Raw genomic sequence first — 15,960 nt, 5'->3', positions numbered from 1 at the left:
GTGAGCGCGGGCCCCACACTTCCCGGGCTGCTGCTACTGGTTCGGAGTGCCGGTGCGCTGCGTGTCGAGCGCCTCGCGGCTGAGCACGGGCGGCTGCGGGATGGGGAAGTTGCGAGCCGGCATGCTGCGGCGGAAGCCGTTGGCCAGGAAGGCCGTGACGAGCTGGGCCGCGGGAGGCTTGGTGCCGAGCGCCGCGCCGCACACGTCTATCTGGTCCATGACGCGCGGCCCTTCGTTGACCTGGTAGCGGTTGCAGGTGCTGTCCACCGCGGCGTCCTTGTCCCGCTGCAGCTCCCGCGTCAGCCGGCCCCACTTCATGGTGAGGGCGTCCGGAGAGAGCGCGATGCTGACGGGCTCTCCGCCCCACGTGCCGTCGATGAGCGTCTTCGAGGTGCCGGCCCGTACCTTCAGCTCCAACTGGCGCTGGCCGAAGGTGCCCGTCACCTCGATGCCGTGTTCGTAGATCTCCTCGGAGAGGATGCTCACCCAGACGCCATCCGCGCGCTTGGTGTATGCCTTTTCCGCCGCGACGCGGCCATGGTTGAACCAGACGTCGCCCACGCGGCCCAGGGGGACCTGGTCGTTCTTCGCCACGGGGGTGGCGACTTCGTCCAGTCCGGCGGGGCCAGTGGAGGCCACCACCGGGCGCCCGGCGAGGAGGTCCGTCACGGGGACCGTGTTGTCCACGATGTCGAAGCGCACGCCGTCCAGCCACGCCTGTCCCGTGCCGCTCATGATGAGGCCGGCCATGATGGTGGTGGCCTCCTTGGGGACGTCCAGCACCACCTCGTAGCGCTTGCAGCCCCGGGTGCCGACCAGCGCGCGCGACTGCATGTTGTCGAAGGCGAGCGGCTGCTTCGGGTCAGGTCCCTCCACGCGCATCCACAGGCCAGCCCAGCCGTCCACGTCCTTCACGCGCGCGGCGGCGGAGAAGCGCAGCCGCTTGCCGCGGAAGTCCTGCGCGCCGAAGGCCTGCATGAACGTGCCGTAGCCCGCTTCATCGAGCGACAGCGAGCGCAGGTACGCGCTGCGGGCGCCCTCGCAGGGCTCGCTGTTGTCGACACCCGCCTCGTAGCGCTTGGGCGCGCTCTCCGTGACGTACCAGCCGACCGGCAGCTTCTGGGCGCCGCCCGACGACTGCGCCACGGCCGCTGGAGCGGCCAGGGCGAGCAGCAGGGCGACGAGATTCTTCCGGAAGTCCATGGCGGGCGTCCTCACAGCGACACGGGCTGGCGCGCGCTCAGCGCGCCTTCGGGGAGGCCGGTGCGGGCCTCGTAGCGGGGGACCTCGGCGGTGCCCCAGGGATTCATGACCAGCAGGCCGCGCTCGGCGGCCTTGCGCGTGCAGAAGTCCTGCGTGGCCAGGTCCGGACATGCGACGACGTTCGACTTCGTCGGCGAGTCGACCTCGTCCAGCTCCAGGGCCACGGTGGGCGGCCTCACATCCAGGGTGTCGGGCACCGAGGGATGCGTCGCCTTGTCGCCGGTCAGCAGCACCAGCGTGAGCGAGGCCGCCGCCGCCAGGGCCGCGATGGCCGCGCCCGTCCCCGCGCGTCTTGCGTGCCACACGAGGGGACGCACGACGCGCTCTTCCCGGGGGAAGGTGCTGGCCGCCTCGGTGAGCTGTTCGGACAGGAGGGCTTCCTCCTGCAGCAGCACGGCGCAAGGCTCACACTCCAGCGTGTGGGCCTCCAACGCCGCCGCCTTCTCCGGGGCCAGTGCGCCCAGGATGTACTGCTCCGCGGAGTCGCGGGTCAGGTGGGGCTTAAGCATGGGTCTCCTCCTCGAGCGCGGTCCGCAGCTTCTTCCGGACCTCGCACAGGATCTGCCGCACGCGCTGGACGGAGAGACCGACCTTCGCGGCGACTTCGGCATGGGGTAGCTCCTGGCCGTCACAGGCCAGGAGAAACACGCTCCGCGCGCTCGGCGACACCTGGGCGAGCGCGGCATGGGCGCGGGACAACTGCTCTTCGGAAAGCAGGCGACGCTCGGCGGACACGGCCGGGTCCACGGGATGCTGACGCTCGGGCAATTCCTCCACCGCCCCGGAGATGGACTCTCGCCGGACGCGGCGGGCATCGTCCGCGGCCAGGAAGGCCGCTTGGGTGAGGGCGAGGTTGGGCAGGCGCAGCTCCGTCAGCAGCCCTCGCTGCTGTTGTTGGATGAGCCGGGCCCACGTCTCCTGGGCCAGCTCGTGCGCCCGGTCCACCCGGACGCCTCGGGCCAGCAGCGATACCACGACGCGGCGGTGGTGGCGCGCAACCAGTGCGTCCCACGCGCTCCTGTCACCGGCGAGGGCCTTGCGCGACAGGGACTCCTCGTCCACCCCGCGCGACGCCTCCATCGGCTCCTCGGCTTCCCTCGGTAGTCGAACCGTCGTCATCCGCAGGCCCTGCACGGCTGCACTCATGCCGTCTTCCCGTCGCTCTGAAGCGTCTCCGGGGCGTGGCCGCCGCTCCCCGGTGCCCGGGTAACGTGTGTCCGTGGCGGACATATCGTCGGGAACCGGGAAGATGTGCGGAGGGGTGGTCAAGGGTCAGTTGATGGCGGGGCTTTCCCCAGAGGACCAGGGGAGGTTGGAGAGGCGGACGACGCCCTGGCAGCGCCCACACATCCGGCCCTCCGAGTCGTACACGCGGGCGGTGGCGAAGAGGAGGGTGAGGCCCTGGCTGTCGATTTCGGCCTCCACGCGAATGTGGTCGCCGGTGACGGGTCGCTCGAAGCTCATGGAGAGCTGCACGGTGGCGCAGCGGCGGCTGGGGTCCACCAGCGCGCCGCAGGTGCCGATGGCCAGGTCGAAGAGGGCGGCGAGGATGCCGCCGTTGACGGCGGCGGCGCTGCCCACGCCCCCTCGGTGCTCCGGTCGCAGCTCGGGCAGGGAGACGACGACCTTGCGGCCTTCGGGGAAGGACACGGAGGCGCCGAAGTGGCGCATCGTCAGGCTCTGGTTGAAGAGCTCCGCGTAGCGTTCCAGTGCGGCCTGGGTGGGCCGCGAAGGGGGACCTGAAGAGGAGTCGGACATGGTGTTCCGCCCTATATACCCGAGCGCGAAAAGCCAGGGGACCGGCCGGGCGTCCCGGGGCGGTGGAAGGCCGCCCACCGGACGGAGAAAGACGTTAGAAGCAGAGGCTCCCCCTTGAGTCCCACCGTGAACGTCCACGAATCCGCCCTCCTCGAAGACCTGAATCCTCCCCAGCGGGAGGCCGTGCTGCACCAGCAGGGCCCGCTCCTGGTCCTGTCGGGCGCCGGCAGCGGCAAGACGCGCGTCATCACCCGCCGGGTGGCGCACCTGGTGAAGGTCCAAGAGGTCTTCCCGTGGCGCATCCTCGCCGTCACCTTCACCAACAAGGCAGCGAGGGAGATGCGCGAGCGCCTGGTGCAGTTGCTGGGGCGCCAGGCGAACGACCTGGTGGTGAGCACCTTCCACTCGGCCGCGGCGATGATTCTGCGGCGCGAGGCGGAGCACGTGGGGCTCACCCGCTCGTTCGTCATCTATGACGATGGGGACCAGCTCAACGTCGTGAAGCGGGCCATGCGGGAGGCGGGGCTGGAGCAGTCCATGCAACCGCGCGAAATCCTCAGTCGCATCGACCAGGAGAAGAACGCGGCCCGGCTGCCAGAGGACATGGAGGTGGCGCCCGGTGACGAGCGCGGCCAGTTGGTCCACAAGGTGTATCGTGCCTATCAGGACCGCCTGCGCGCGGCCAACGCCGTGGACTTCGGCGACCTGCTGCTCCTCTTGGTGACGCTGTTCCGCAAGCGGCCGGAGGTGCTGGAGAACTACCGGCGCCGCTTCCACCACGTGCTGGTGGACGAGTTCCAGGACACCAACCCGGTGCAGTACGCGCTCCTGCAGCAACTGGCGCCGCCGCCGTCGGCGAACCTGGTGGTGGTGGGAGACGACGACCAGTCCATCTACCGCTGGCGCGGCGCGGACGTGGACAACATCCTCAACTTCCCTCGCGAGTACCCGGGCGCGAAGGTGGTGAAGCTGGAGCAGAACTACCGCTCGGACCGGAACATCCTGGACGCGGCCTACGAGGTCATCCGGAAGAACACGCGGCGGATGGAGAAGAAGCTGTGGTCGGACCGGCCCGCGGGCCAGACGCTCCAGCTCATGCTCAACCGCGACGAGCGGATGGAGGCGCAGGAGGTGGCGCGGCAGATTCTCGCGCTCCAGCGGGAGGGCTTCATCAAGTACTCCAGCATGGCGGTCTTCTACCGCGTCAATGCGCAGAGCCGTGTGCTGGAAGAGGGACTGCGCCTGGCGCGCGTGCCGTACACGCTGGTGAGCGGCCGCAGCTTCTATGACCGCGCGGAAGTGCGGGATGCCTCCGCGTACCTGCGGCTGATGGTGAACCCGCGCTCGGACGCGGACCTGCTGCGCATCATCAACACGCCCGCGCGCGGAATCGGCGACACCACCGTGGAGCGGGTGACGGACCACGCCAACACCCAGGGCCAGAGCCTGTTCGAGGTCCTCGCCGAGCCCGAGCGAATCCCCGCGCTGAACAGCACGGCGGTGAAGCGGCTGCGCACGTTCCACGGGCTGCTGAAGTCGCTGAACGCCTACGCGGAGGGAACGACGGACGCGGCGAGCGCCGTGGACGAGATGCTGCGCGAGACGAAGCTGGTGGACACGCTCGTCGCCGAGGGCAGCGACGAGGCGACGACGCGCGCGGAGAACCTTCGCGAGTTCCTGGGCGCCGCGCAGGAGTTCGACTTGAACCGCGCGGCCGCGTCGGTGGCCGCCGCGGCGAATCCCCCCGCGGAGGTGCCGCCCGAGGTGGACGCCGCGCCGCTGTCGGCGGACACGCCTCCGCTCCAGGCGTTCCTCGAGCAGATTTCACTCGTGGGTGACGCGGACGCGGAGGTCGGTGAGGGCCGGGTGGCGCTGATGACGCTGCATGCGGCCAAGGGCCTGGAGTTCGACGCGGTGTTCCTCACGGGCCTGGAGGACGGCGTCTTCCCTCACTCGCGAGCGCTGAAGGGCGAGGACCCGGACAACGGGGAGGAGATGGCCGAGGAACGGCGCCTCTGCTACGTGGGTTTCACCCGTGCGCGCAAGCGGCTCTTCGTGAGCCTGGCGCAGTGCCGCTCGCTGTTCGGTGAGCTGCGCTACAACCAGCCCAGCCGCTTCCTGCGAGACGTGCCGCCCAAACTGTTCGGCATCAGCGAGCAGGACATCCCGGAGCCACCTCGGCCCGCGCCCATGGCGCCCCCGCGCAAGCGGACCTGGGACGAGGACGACGGGCCGCGCATCGACCGCTCCTACTCACAGGCGTCGGACATGGACGCGGTGAGCGGGGACGTGCGCGGCATGCGCGTGCGACACGAGCAGTTCGGCGTGGGCCGCATCGTCGCCACGGATGGCTCGGGGCCGAATGCCAAGGTGACGGTGGAGTTCGGCGGTGCCGTGGGACTCAAGCGCGTCATCGCCCGCTTCCTGATGCCAGGCTAGCAGGGGAACGCGCGGGGTTTCTTCCGCGCCCGAGTGAGGAAGCCGTGAGGAAGACCTGCCAGATGGAAGTCTGGTGCCGTCGACCGCTTGGCTATCCCTCCAGATGGCGGAGGGAGCTGGATTCGAACCAGCGAAGTCCGAGAGCGTGTAGGGCCTCTTCTGCCGGGCGCGGAGAAGAGGACGCCCGCCCGTGGGGCCCCCTGACGACGTCGCGCCGGGAATCTTCAGGGCCCGCGCACAGGCTCCGGTGGGCGCAGCTTCCACGACAGCACCCGCCCATCCTGGCCGAGCACGAACACCTGTTGCCCCAGGACGACCGGCCGCGAGCGCAGTGCCGTGTCCGTGCGAAGGGAGAACGCGCGCTCCCACGTGGGCCGCTTCAGGGCCACCAGCCGTCCCTGTCGTCCGTGGGTGGGCACCAGCAGCATGTCGCCAGGAGCCTCGGCCACGCTGGTGGTGAGCGCGTCCGGCAGTCCCACCCGCGCCACCTCCTTCCCGTCCTCCGGCGAGAGCGCCACCAGCACCGCGGCGTCCTCCACGCGCGCGCCCACCCACAGCAGGCCCAGGGCCAGGGAGGGCGGGCTGGTGAGCTCCTTCGCGGGGCTCTTCTCCCAGAGCGGTGCGCCATCCCGGGCCTTCAAGGCCCAGACGCGCTTGTCTCGCGTGCTGGCGAAGAGGACGTCCCCGGAGACCTCCAGTCCCAGCACGCCCCGGACCTCCTGCCGCCAGACCCGGGCTCCGTCCTCCGAGGATAGGGCCACCAGCCCCACATCCCCGAGCGCCACCACCAGCCGCCCGTCCACGAGGACGGGGGAGGGGAGCCCGCGACGGGCATCCAGGTGGGCTTCGTCGGCCTTGGGCACGGGCGTCCGCCACCGGACCTTGCCCGTGTCCACCGCGTGTGAACGCACCGCGCCATCCGGAGCCACGACGAAGACCGAGGCTCCGTCGGAGGTCGCGACCAGGGGAGTGAGGACCGGGGGCTCGCCGGTGAGGCGCCAGCGCTCCGCTCCGTCCACGAGGGCCAGTCGCACCAGGTCTCCGGCGACTGTTCCGACGATGACGCTGTCGCCGGCCACGACGGGCCGCGTCGCCACTTCCCGTCCGAGCGCCACCCGCCAGACCACCGCTCCGGCGCGGTCCAGCCGCACCACGGCGCCGGCCTCGTTGCCGGTGATGACCCCATCCGGCAGGGGTGTCAGTCCGGCACGGGAGGATGCATCCGTGGAGTACCGGAAGGCCGTTTCCGCGGGCTCCCGGCACCCCACGGCCATCACCAATGTCAGGGCGAGGGCGGGGGCGAGGGGCCTGCATGGACACGCGCGGGGCGACATGGTTTGGAGGATGGCGTAAGGAAGGAAGTTCGACCATGCCTACGATTCGTGACGACGAGATTCCCAGCGCCACCGGCATCCCTTCTGGGGCCCGGCGGACGGACTTCGTCCCGCCCCCCACGCTGGCGGTGACGGAAGAGCTGCTGCACGCCCTGCCCAAGACGGACCTGCATTGCCACCTGGATGGCTCGATGCGGGTGAAGACCATCCTCGAACTCGCCGAGCAGCAGAAGGTCAAGCTGCCGGCGGACACCGTGGACGGACTGGCCAAGGCCATCCACATGGGTGAGGTCTGCGAGAGCCTGGAGGAGTATCTCGTCGCGTTCGACGTGACGCTCTCCGTGCTCCAGACGGCGGACTCCCTCTACCGCGCGGCCTACGAACTGGCGGTGGACGCGGCGGCGGAGAACGTGCGGTGGCTGGAGGTGCGCTACTCGCCCGCGCTGCACCTTCAGAAGGGCCTGAAGATGACCACCGTCATCGACTCGGTGCTCGAGGGCCTGCGCGTGGCCAAGCGCGAGACGGGCATCAAGTGCGGCGTCATCGTGTGCGGCATCCGCCACATCAATCCGCAGACGTCCATGCGGCTGGCGGAGCTGTCGGTGGCCTACAAGAACCGGGGCGTCATCGGCTTCGACCTCGCGGGCGCCGAGGCGAGCTTCCCGGCCAAGGACCACAAGGATGCCTTCCAGCTCATCCTGAAGAACAACGTCAACTGCACCGCCCACGCCGGCGAGGCGTACGGCCCCGAGTCCATCTCCCAGGCCATCCACAACCTGGGCTCGCATCGCATCGGCCACGGCACGCGGCTGCGCGAGGACGGGGACCTGCTCAACTACGTCAACGACCACCGGATTCCGTTGGAGGTCTGCCCCACGTCGAACGTGCAGACGGGCGCGGTGTCGAGCCTCGCCGCGCACCCGTTGAAGTTCTACTTCGACTACGGTCTGCGGGTGACCATCAACACCGACAACCGCCTCATCACCGACACCACGGTGACGAAGGAGCTGTGGGTGGCCCACAAGGAACTCGGCCTGTCGTTGGATGACCTGGCCACCATCATCGTCTCCGGCTTCAAGAGCGCCTTCCTCCCGTTCCGCGAGAAGCAGGACATGCTGCGGCTGGTGAACGAGGAGATCGCCACCACGCTCGCCGCCTTCGACAAGAAGCGGCATGTGCCCGTGAAGCAGCCGGCGTGATGGCGTAGCCTCCGGTGCGTGCGCGGCGTCATCGGCCACGCACCGGTGTCCAGGCCGGAGGCTCTCGCGAGCTTCCGGTGCCGTGGCCCGCGAAGGAGGCGCACATGGACCTGGAACTGGGTGGCAGGGTGGTGTTGGTGACGGGCGGTTCGGATGGGCTGGGCGCGGCGGTGGCCCGACGGCTCGTCCGGGAAGGGGCCAAGGTGGCCCTGTGTGCCCGGGGCACGGAGCGGCTGGAGGCCACGGCCTCGGCCCTGCGCGCGGAGGGCGGTGACGTCCTCGCGGTGCAGGCGGACGTGTCCAAGGCGTGGGAAGTGGAGCACTTCGTGGACGCGGCCCATGCGCGGTGGGGGCGGGTGGACGCGCTGGTGAACAACGCCGGCACCGCCGCGGCCCGTCCGTTCGCCTCGGTGACGGACGCCGAGTGGGAGACGGACCTCCAGCTCAAGTTGTTCGCGGCGGTGCGCGCATCGCGGCACGTGCTGCCCCACCTGAGCGAGTCCGGGGGCGGGTCCATCGTCAACGTGCTGGCGATTGGCGCGAAGACGCCCGGGGCGCAGTCGACGCCGTCCTCGGTGTCACGCGCTGCGGGCATGGCGCTGACGAAGGCGCTGTCGAAGGAGCTCGGAGCGAAGAACATCCGCGTGAATGCCGTGCTCGTGGGCATCATCGAGAGCGGCCAGTGGGGGCGCCGGGCGCAGGAGCTGGGCAAGTCGGTGGAGTCGTTCCAGGCGGAGATGGCGCGCAACGCGGGCATCCCCTTGGGGCGAGTAGGGCGCGCGGAGGAGTTCGCGGACGTCGTCGCCTTCCTGCTGTCTCCTCGGGGTGGCTACATCAGCGGCACGGCCATCAACGTCGACGGCGGTTTGTCCGGGGCGGTGTAGTCCCGACGCGGCGATGGCGCGCGACGCTCGGCTGGTGGCCGCGGGGGCCGAGCGGATGCTTGCCGTCGAGTGAAGCGGGGCACGGCGAGCTGTGATTTGGCGTGAGGTGAGGCAGTGAAGCGGCCTCGGGTGGACTGTTTCGTCAGCCTCCGGCGCGGCATGCGTCCCTGCGCGGTGAGGATGGCTTTCGAGCCGTCCGGCGACCGCGGCTGCTGACCCAAGGTCCACCATCTCTCTCCGCCACGTCTCCCCGAGCGGCTCGTCCGCGAGCACCGGGGCATTCCCTGAGTTGGGTCATGCAGCCGAAACTGAATCGGCTCCTGCGGGCGCTTGCCCGCGAGGGGCTCGAGGTGACCTATGACGGTCATCTCTACACCGTGCGCCTCCACGGTGACGCGAACGCGCCACCCGCCGAGGTGCTTCTCCCCCCGGACCTGCCCGTCGAGGGCAAGGCCTTCCAACAGCTCGCACAGCTCGCCGCCCTGAAGCACCCGGGTGGTGGCGAGGTGCTGCGCGTGCGCGCCACCCCTGACTTCCACCCGGGCGACTCCGGCGTGGCCATCGGCTCGGTGCTGCACACGCGTGGGCTCGTCGTCCCGGGCGCCGTGGGCACCGACATCAACTGCGGCATGCGCTTGCACGTCGCGGACCTCTCCGTGGAGGACTTCCTGGCGCGACGTGACGACTTCGTCGAGCGCATGAAGGGCCACTACTTCTTCGGCACGAGGGACGTGGCGATGTCCTCGCGAGCGTCCACGGCCCTGCTGCGCGACGGCATCCCAGGCTGGCTCCTGGAGACGCTGGACGCACCGCTGGGCTGCGCGAAAGCGGCGGACCTGGCGCAGCTCGACGCGGAGGTGGGACGCATCCACCTGGGCGGCGCGCTGCGCGGCAACCCGAGCTGGGCACCGGACGCACTCACCCGCGAGGGCGTGGTGCGCGACGCGGGCCTGGGCACCATCGGCGGAGGCAACCACTTCGTCGAGGTGCAGCGCGTGGAGGCCGTCGAGGACCGGGCGCGAGCCTGGCAGTGGGGCGTCCGCGAAGGACAGCTGGCGTTCATGATTCACACCGGCAGCCGCGACGTGGGTAAACACGTCGGGGTGGCCTGGCGTGAGCGCACCCGCAAGGCCTGGCCCCAGGGGGCTCCCTTCCCGGAGAGCGGCATCCTCCCGCTGGCGGACGAGGCGCTCGTCGCTGGCTACCTGGAGGCCGAGGCCACCGCCGCCAACTATGCCTTCCTCAACCGGCTGCTGCTCGCGGAGCTGTTGCGACAGACGCTGCGCGAGCTGTTCGGCGACGTGGAGGCACCGCTCGTCTACGACGTGCCGCACAACCTCACCCTCCCGTACGAGGGGGGCTGGTTGGCGCGCAAGGGCGCCTGCCCCGCGGGCGCCGAGCAGCCCGTCATCATCCCCGGCTCCATGGGCGCCACGTCCTTCCTCATGGTGGGGTGCGGTGATGCGCGGGCGCTGGAGTCCGCGTCCCATGGGGCGGGGCGGGCGCGCTCGCGCTTCTCCCTGTCACGGGGTGGGGCCGACCAGAGCGAGGCGGCGCTGGGCCTGAAGGGCGTGGACTGCATCACCCTGCGCTCGGAGCGACGGGTGGAGGAGGCCCCCGCCGCCTACAAGCCCATCCGTCCGGTGGTGGACTCGCAGGTGAAGGCCGGCATCGTCCGCGAGGTGGCGCGTCTGGCGCCCTTGCTCACCTTCAAGGCGTGAGCCTGACGACGACTGGGGGACGGTGCGGCGCCATTTCGCTTGGTGCCCGCACCGTCTCCTGGTTGGAATACGCGCCATCCTGGGCCGTGGGCCCACGCACCCTTCACGTGTCACGGGAGCTGGAAACATGGAGAACGCATACGGAGCCCCCACGGATGGCTTTCCCGGCACCAACCCGAAGGAGGCCGTGTCCCTGCCGGCCATCCTCCTGATGGTCACCTCCGCGGTGACGTTCCTCTGGGCCCTCACCAACCTGGCGACACCCGTCGGGCCGGAGCAGTTGGAGCAGCTCTACAACGACCCGAACCTGGCGCAGTACCGGGACGTGCTGGAGAAGAACAAGGGGACCCTCGACTGGTTCGTCTCCGTGGGCGGCCGGCTGGTGATGTTCGGCCCGGTTCTCCTCCTCAATGCGCTCACCTTCTTCGGCGCGTTCAAGATGCGGCAGCTCCAGAGTCGCGGACTGGCCATGGCGGGTGCCATCGCGTCGCTCGTGCCATGCTGTGGCACCTGTGGCTGCCTTGCCCTGCCCATCGGCATCTGGGCGCTGGTGGTCTTGGCCAAGCCCGAGGTGAAGGCCGCCTTCAGGTAGGGGGCATCGCTCCGGCGCTCGACTCGCGCCGCGAGGAGGCCATGGGCCTGCGCTTCTGCATCCGCACGCAGGCCAGCTGCACCCGCTGCGTCAGCGGCCGTGTGGCCGGATGCAGCGACACGTAACCCCGGTGCCGGTAGAAGTCCTCCGCGTTGAGGCTGGCATCCAGGCCCAACAGCGGCGTGCCGACACCCCAGGCCACCGACTCCAGCGCGGCGAGCAACTGGGAGCCGACGCCGTGACCCACCTCGTCCGGCACCACGTAGAGGGCCTCCAGCTCTCCGGCGCGGCAGTGGAGTTGGCCGAAGCCCACCAGGCGCCGGCCCCGCTCCGCCACCAACACCGTGCGCGGCCGGTCCGGCCGGAGATAGCCCTCCGGCCGGAGCAGACTCACCCAGGTGTTCAGCTCATCGGGGGCATAGACACCCTGGCACAGCGTCTCCACCGCCTCGGTGTGGACACGCCACAGCGCGCGACGGTCCGAGTCGCGCGCTGGCCGCAGGTGAAGGCCCCCCGATGAGACCATGGCCGCTCACACCACCTTCATGCCCTTGGGGATGACGACGACTCCGTCCGGCGTGACGTGGAAGCGCCGCTTGTCCTCCACCGGGTCGTAGCCAATGGTGGTCCCCGGCGGAATCTCCACGTTCTTGTCGATGATGGCCTTCCGGATGCGGCTGCGGCGGCCGATGGTGACGTTCTCGAAGAGGATGGACGCCTCCACTTCCGAGTACGAGTTGACGCGCACCTTCGGGGAAAGCACGGAGCGATTCACGCGCCCGCCGGAGATGATGCAGCCCTCCGCCACCAGCGAGTCCATGGCGTGGCCGACCCTTTGGTTGTCCTTGTCCGCGAAGACGAACTTGGCCGGCGGGTAGTTGTTGGACTGTGTGTGGATGGGCCAGCGGTCGTTGTACAGGTTGAAGATGGGGTCCACCTCCACCAACTCCATGTTGGACTGGTAGTAGATGTCGATGTTCCCCACGTCCCGCCAGTAGCCGCGCTCCTTGCCTTCCTGCCCGGCAATCTCGTTCTGCGCGAAGTCGTACACGTACACCGGCGCCGTCTTGTACAGCTCGCTGATGATGGACTTGCCGAAGTCGTGAGCGCTCGTCTCGTTGGCCGCGTCGCGCACCACCTCCTGCACCAGCGCGTCGGTGGTGAAGAGGTAGTTGCCCATGGAGGCCAGGCACATCTTCGGGTTGCCCGGCATGGGCGGCGGGTTCTTGGGCTTCTCCAGGAACGCGCGCATGCGCCCGTCGGGGCCCACGTCGATGATGCCGAACTCGCGCCCCTGCTCAATCGGGACGGGGATGGCCGCCACGGTGCACGCGGCCTTCTTGGACATGTGGAAGTCGAGCATCTGCCGCGTGTCCATCCGGTACACGTGGTCCGCGCCGAAGACGAAGATGTAGTCCGGCTCCTCGTCGGTGATGATGTTGAGGTTCTGGTAGATGGCGTCGGCGCTGCCCTTGTACCAGTCCACGCCGGTGCGCATCTGCGCGGGCACCGCCTCGACGTAGTGGCCGAGGAACGCGGACATCCGCCATGCGCGGGACAGGTGGTTGTTGAGCGAGTCGCTCTTGTATTGGGTGAGCACCTTGACCCGGTAGACTCCCGAGTTGGTGAAGTTGGACAGGGCGAAATCGATGATGCGGTAACGGCCCCCGAAAGGGACGGCGGGCTTGGCCCGCTCACGGGTGAGGGGCTCCAGGCGCGTACCCGCGCCGCCCGCCAGAATCATCGCCAGGACTTTGGACATAGTTGGGCCGGACGTTAGTCCGGCTCCCTCGGGCGACAAGGCCGCCGAGGCCTGCTCGGTTGCCTTCGTTGAGTGCCCAACCGCCCGGCCACGTCCTCCCCACCGGGCCGGACTCCCCAGATGTGGGACATCGTCGCCGTCGGGGCCGTCCCGGGCGCGCCGGGAAGCGCGGTTCCCGCTGGGGTTACTTGGCTTCCGAAAAGGGGCTCGTGTTAGCCTTGGCGGCGATGTCAGGAGACGAAACGCGCGTCACCAAGATTTCCTCCCTGGATCTGCGCAACGAGCGCAGCGCCGAGTGTTGCCTCGTCCAGATTCACGGCCCGGAGCTCGGCAAGAAGTACCTTGTCGACTCCGAGCTGACGATTGGCCGGGAAGAGGGCAACCACATCGTGGTGGACCTGGACAACGTCTCGCGCCGGCACGCCCGCGTGCTGAGCCGGGGCGGGAAGATGCTGGTGGAGGACTTGGGCTCCACCAACGGCACCTACCTGAACGACCAGGAAGTGCTCCAGGCCCAGCCGCTTCGCAACGGCGACCTCATCAAGGTCGGGGGCTCCATCTTCAAGTTCCTCAATGGCGACAACATCGAGACGCAGTACCACGAGACCATCTACACGCTGACCATCGCGGATGGCCTCACCGGCGTGAACAACAAGCGCTTCTTCCTGGAGTACCTCGAGCGGGAGATGGGCCGCTCCAGCAGGTACCAGCGCACGTTGTCGCTGATGATGTTCGACATCGACCACTTCAAGAAGATCAACGACGAGCACGGGCACCTGGCCGGGGACTACGTGCTGCGGGAGCTGGCCCAGTCCATCAAGCGACTGGTGCGCCGTGAGCAGTGCTTCGCTCGCTACGGCGGCGAGGAGTTCGCCGTGGTCATGCCCGAGGACGGGCCGGACAAGGCGCGCCTGTTCGCGGAGAAGATTCGCAAGCTCGTCGAGGAGAAGACCTTCTTCTACGACGACAAGGAGATTCCGGTGACCATCTCCATTGGCGTGGCGGAGATGGCGGCGGACATGGCGGAGCCCACCCACTTCATCAAGGTGGCGGACGCCAACCTGTACAAGGCCAAGAAGACGGGCCGCAACAGGGTGGTGGGCTAGTCATGGCGCAAGGCGAGCAGGGACCCTCCATGCTGGCGCGACTGGTGCTCGTGCTGCTCGGACTGGGCTTCCTGGGCGCCGCGTGGGTGTGGAGCCACCGCTCCGAGCCCTGGGCGGGGCAGATGGTGGACCGCGCCCGTGAGACGGTGAAGCGGTAGGTTCGCTGAAGCTCCGTTCGTTCCCGATTTCCCGCTGACCGCTCTTCGCCCTGGACGCTGTCCGAGGGCTGGAGTGAGTCCTCGCTCGCCATCACGGCGTGCCTGGACGCGTCCGGGTTTCGTCGAGGCCGCGTCAGAAGCATGAGAGGGTGGCGCGATGACGAAGTCCGAGGATGCCGTGGGTGGAGGGCCTCCCCTGGCGGGACGCCGGGAGTGGATTGGCCTGGTGGTGCTCGCGCTCCCCACGTTGCTCATCTCGGTGGATGTCAGCGTGCTCTACCTGGCGCTGCCGCACCTGAGCGCGGAGCTGGGGGCGAGCAGCGTCCAGCAGCTGTGGATCATGGACATCTACGGCTTCATGCTCTCCGGCCTGCTCGTGACGATGGGCACGCTGGGAGACCGCATCGGCCGGCGCAAGCTGCTGCTGATAGGCGCGTCGGCCTTCTGTCTCGCGTCGGTGGCGGCGGCGTACTCCCGCACCCCGGAGATGCTCATCGCCTCGCGTGCCGCGCTGGGCATGGCCGGCGCGACGCTGATGCCCTCCACGCTGGCGCTCATCAGCAACATGTTCCAGGTGCCCCAGCAGCGCTCGCTGGCCATTGCCGTGTGGCTCAACTGCTTCCTCCTGGGCATGGTCGTCGCGCCGCTGCTCGGGGGGCTGCTGTTGCAACACTTCTGGTGGGGCGCCGCGTTCCTGATGGGCGTCCCGGTGATGCTCGTGTTGCTGGTGGCGGCGCCGCTGTTGCTCCCCGAGTACAAGGACCCCTCGGGAGGCCGCGTGGAGCTGACCAGCGTGGCGCTGTCCCTGGCCGCGATTCTCCCCACCGTCTACGGCCTCAAGCAACTGGCCCGTCATGGCTGGCATCCGTTGCCCGTGGCCGTGCTGCTGGGAGGACTGGCCCTGGGCGTGGTGTTCGTCCAGAGGCAGCGGAGGTTGGCGCATCCGCTGTTGGACCCCCGGCTGTTCGCGAACCGGGCGTTCAGCGCGACCCTGGTCATCATGCTGTTCATGGCCATCTGCTCGGGCGGGATGGCCTTGCTCGTCCCCATGTACTTCCAACTGGTGGCGGGGCTGTCGCCCCTGGACGCCGGGCTGCGGATGGTGCCGCAGATGGTGGGGATGATGGCGGGCTCGCTCCTGGGGCCCTTCATCATCCGACGGATGCGCCCGGGCTTCGTCATGGCCGCGGGCCTCCTGTTGTCGAGCGTGGGCTATGCGGTGATGACCCAGGCGGACAGCGTGGGGGGAGGAATGTTGCTGGTGGTCGGCACCGTCGTGGCGGCCATCGGCTTCGCGCCCATGGCAGTGCTGGGCACGGACCTGGTGGTGGGCTCGGCGCCCCCGGAGAAGGCTGGCTCCGCGGCCTCGACTTCGGAGACCGCCAACGAGCTGGGCTTCGCCCTGGGCGTCGCGGTGATGGGGAGCCTGGGCACCTTCATCTACCGCAAGCGGATGGACCCGGTGGTGATGCCCGACGTCCCGGTGGAGGTGGCCGACCGCGTCCGCGAGAGCCTCATCGGCGCGGCGGCCGTGGCGCCCTCGCTGCCTTCCTCAATCCAGGCGTCGCTGCTGGGGGCCGCGCGGGAGTCCTTCACCCTGGGACTCAACACCGCCGCGGTGATTGGCGCGGGGGTCTTCCTCGCGCTCTCGGTCCTCGCGGCGGTGACGCTGAGGAGCGTCCGTCCGGGGCACCACACCGGAGACGGGTGAAGCGCCGCCCTTCATGAGGCGGCGCCTACTCGC

General features: G+C 69.3%; 15 protein-coding genes. 8 read left to right on the top strand and 7 right to left on the bottom strand.

The window, feature by feature from the left end; translation table 11 throughout:
- Nucleotides 1-33 precede the first annotated feature (33 nt).
- The 4 genes from G4D83_RS29270 to G4D83_RS29255 form a co-directional block, all read right to left on the bottom strand.
- On the bottom strand, nucleotides 34-1,203 hold the full coding sequence (locus tag G4D83_RS29270; protein ID WP_163868161.1) for an AraC family transcriptional regulator: 1,170 nt from the start codon (nucleotides 1,201-1,203) through the stop codon (nucleotides 34-36).
- 11 nt (nucleotides 1,204-1,214) lie between these two features.
- Complete coding sequence (locus G4D83_RS29265; protein WP_163868160.1) at nucleotides 1,215-1,772, bottom strand: zf-HC2 domain-containing protein; 558 nt, start codon at nucleotides 1,770-1,772, stop codon at nucleotides 1,215-1,217.
- On the bottom strand, nucleotides 1,765-2,409 hold the full coding sequence (locus G4D83_RS29260) for an RNA polymerase sigma factor (RefSeq protein ID WP_240356725.1): 645 nt from the start codon (nucleotides 2,407-2,409) through the stop codon (nucleotides 1,765-1,767). Before G4D83_RS29260 ends, G4D83_RS29265 begins: the two co-directional genes overlap by 8 nt.
- A gap of 126 nt (nucleotides 2,410-2,535) precedes the next feature.
- Complete coding sequence (locus G4D83_RS29255) at nucleotides 2,536-3,021, bottom strand: PaaI family thioesterase (RefSeq protein WP_163868158.1); 486 nt, start codon at nucleotides 3,019-3,021, stop codon at nucleotides 2,536-2,538.
- A gap of 114 nt (nucleotides 3,022-3,135) precedes the next feature.
- On the opposite strand from G4D83_RS29255, the gene G4D83_RS29250 reads away from it, so the two are divergent.
- Nucleotides 3,136-5,460, top strand: a complete 2,325-nt coding sequence (locus G4D83_RS29250) for an ATP-dependent helicase (protein ID WP_163868157.1) — start codon at nucleotides 3,136-3,138, stop codon at nucleotides 5,458-5,460.
- 224 nt (nucleotides 5,461-5,684) lie between these two features.
- Here the strand turns inward: G4D83_RS29250 and G4D83_RS29245 are convergent, their stop codons facing one another.
- On the bottom strand, nucleotides 5,685-6,734 hold the full coding sequence (locus G4D83_RS29245; RefSeq protein ID WP_338041948.1) for an outer membrane protein assembly factor BamB family protein: 1,050 nt from the start codon (nucleotides 6,732-6,734) through the stop codon (nucleotides 5,685-5,687).
- Between the two features lie 95 nt (nucleotides 6,735-6,829).
- Between G4D83_RS29245 and add the strand changes: the two genes are divergently transcribed.
- The 4 genes from add to G4D83_RS29225 all read left to right on the top strand — a co-directional run bounded on the left by add (nucleotide 6,830) and on the right by G4D83_RS29225 (nucleotide 11,190).
- Nucleotides 6,830-7,993, top strand: coding sequence for an adenosine deaminase (gene add / locus G4D83_RS29240; RefSeq protein WP_163868155.1), 1,164 nt, complete (start codon nucleotides 6,830-6,832; stop codon nucleotides 7,991-7,993).
- Between the two features lie 104 nt (nucleotides 7,994-8,097).
- Complete coding sequence (locus G4D83_RS29235; RefSeq protein WP_163868154.1) at nucleotides 8,098-8,877, top strand: SDR family NAD(P)-dependent oxidoreductase; 780 nt, start codon at nucleotides 8,098-8,100, stop codon at nucleotides 8,875-8,877.
- A gap of 296 nt (nucleotides 8,878-9,173) precedes the next feature.
- Nucleotides 9,174-10,598: an RtcB family protein gene (locus G4D83_RS29230; RefSeq protein WP_163868153.1), complete on the top strand. Its 1,425-nt coding sequence runs from the start codon at nucleotides 9,174-9,176 to the stop codon at nucleotides 10,596-10,598.
- 127 nt (nucleotides 10,599-10,725) lie between these two features.
- The gene (locus G4D83_RS29225; RefSeq protein ID WP_163868152.1) at nucleotides 10,726-11,190 is read left to right on the top strand and encodes a hypothetical protein; all 465 of its coding nucleotides are present in this window, start codon (nucleotides 10,726-10,728) and stop codon (nucleotides 11,188-11,190) included.
- On the opposite strand, the gene G4D83_RS29220 is transcribed toward G4D83_RS29225, so the two are convergent.
- Complete coding sequence (locus G4D83_RS29220; protein ID WP_163868151.1) at nucleotides 11,183-11,716, bottom strand: GNAT family N-acetyltransferase; 534 nt, start codon at nucleotides 11,714-11,716, stop codon at nucleotides 11,183-11,185. The genes G4D83_RS29225 and G4D83_RS29220 overlap by 8 nt on opposite strands.
- Nucleotides 11,717-11,722: 6 nt before the next feature.
- On the bottom strand, nucleotides 11,723-12,952 hold the full coding sequence (gene glgC, locus G4D83_RS29215; RefSeq protein ID WP_163868150.1) for a glucose-1-phosphate adenylyltransferase: 1,230 nt from the start codon (nucleotides 12,950-12,952) through the stop codon (nucleotides 11,723-11,725).
- Nucleotides 12,953-13,179: 227 nt separating this feature from the next.
- Here glgC and G4D83_RS29210 point away from each other — a divergent pair, with 227 nt between their 5' ends.
- From G4D83_RS29210 to G4D83_RS29205, 3 genes are all read left to right on the top strand, one after another.
- Nucleotides 13,180-14,058: a diguanylate cyclase gene (locus G4D83_RS29210; protein ID WP_163868149.1), complete on the top strand. Its 879-nt coding sequence runs from the start codon at nucleotides 13,180-13,182 to the stop codon at nucleotides 14,056-14,058.
- 2 nt (nucleotides 14,059-14,060) lie between these two features.
- A complete protein-coding gene (locus tag G4D83_RS45655; protein ID WP_176433447.1) occupies nucleotides 14,061-14,216 on the top strand; it encodes a hypothetical protein in 156 nt (51 codons plus the stop codon).
- A gap of 157 nt (nucleotides 14,217-14,373) precedes the next feature.
- Nucleotides 14,374-15,927 (top strand): MFS transporter, encoded by a 1,554-nt coding sequence (locus G4D83_RS29205; RefSeq protein WP_163868148.1) that lies wholly within the window; start codon nucleotides 14,374-14,376, stop codon nucleotides 15,925-15,927.
- The last annotated feature ends 33 nt before the right edge of the window (nucleotides 15,928-15,960 follow it).

This window comes from Myxococcus eversor, from assembly GCF_010894455.1.
Taxonomy (GTDB): domain Bacteria; phylum Myxococcota; class Myxococcia; order Myxococcales; family Myxococcaceae; genus Myxococcus; species Myxococcus eversor.
Note: the sequence above shows the minus strand (reverse complement) of the source record. Positions and strands in the feature narration are given on the sequence as shown.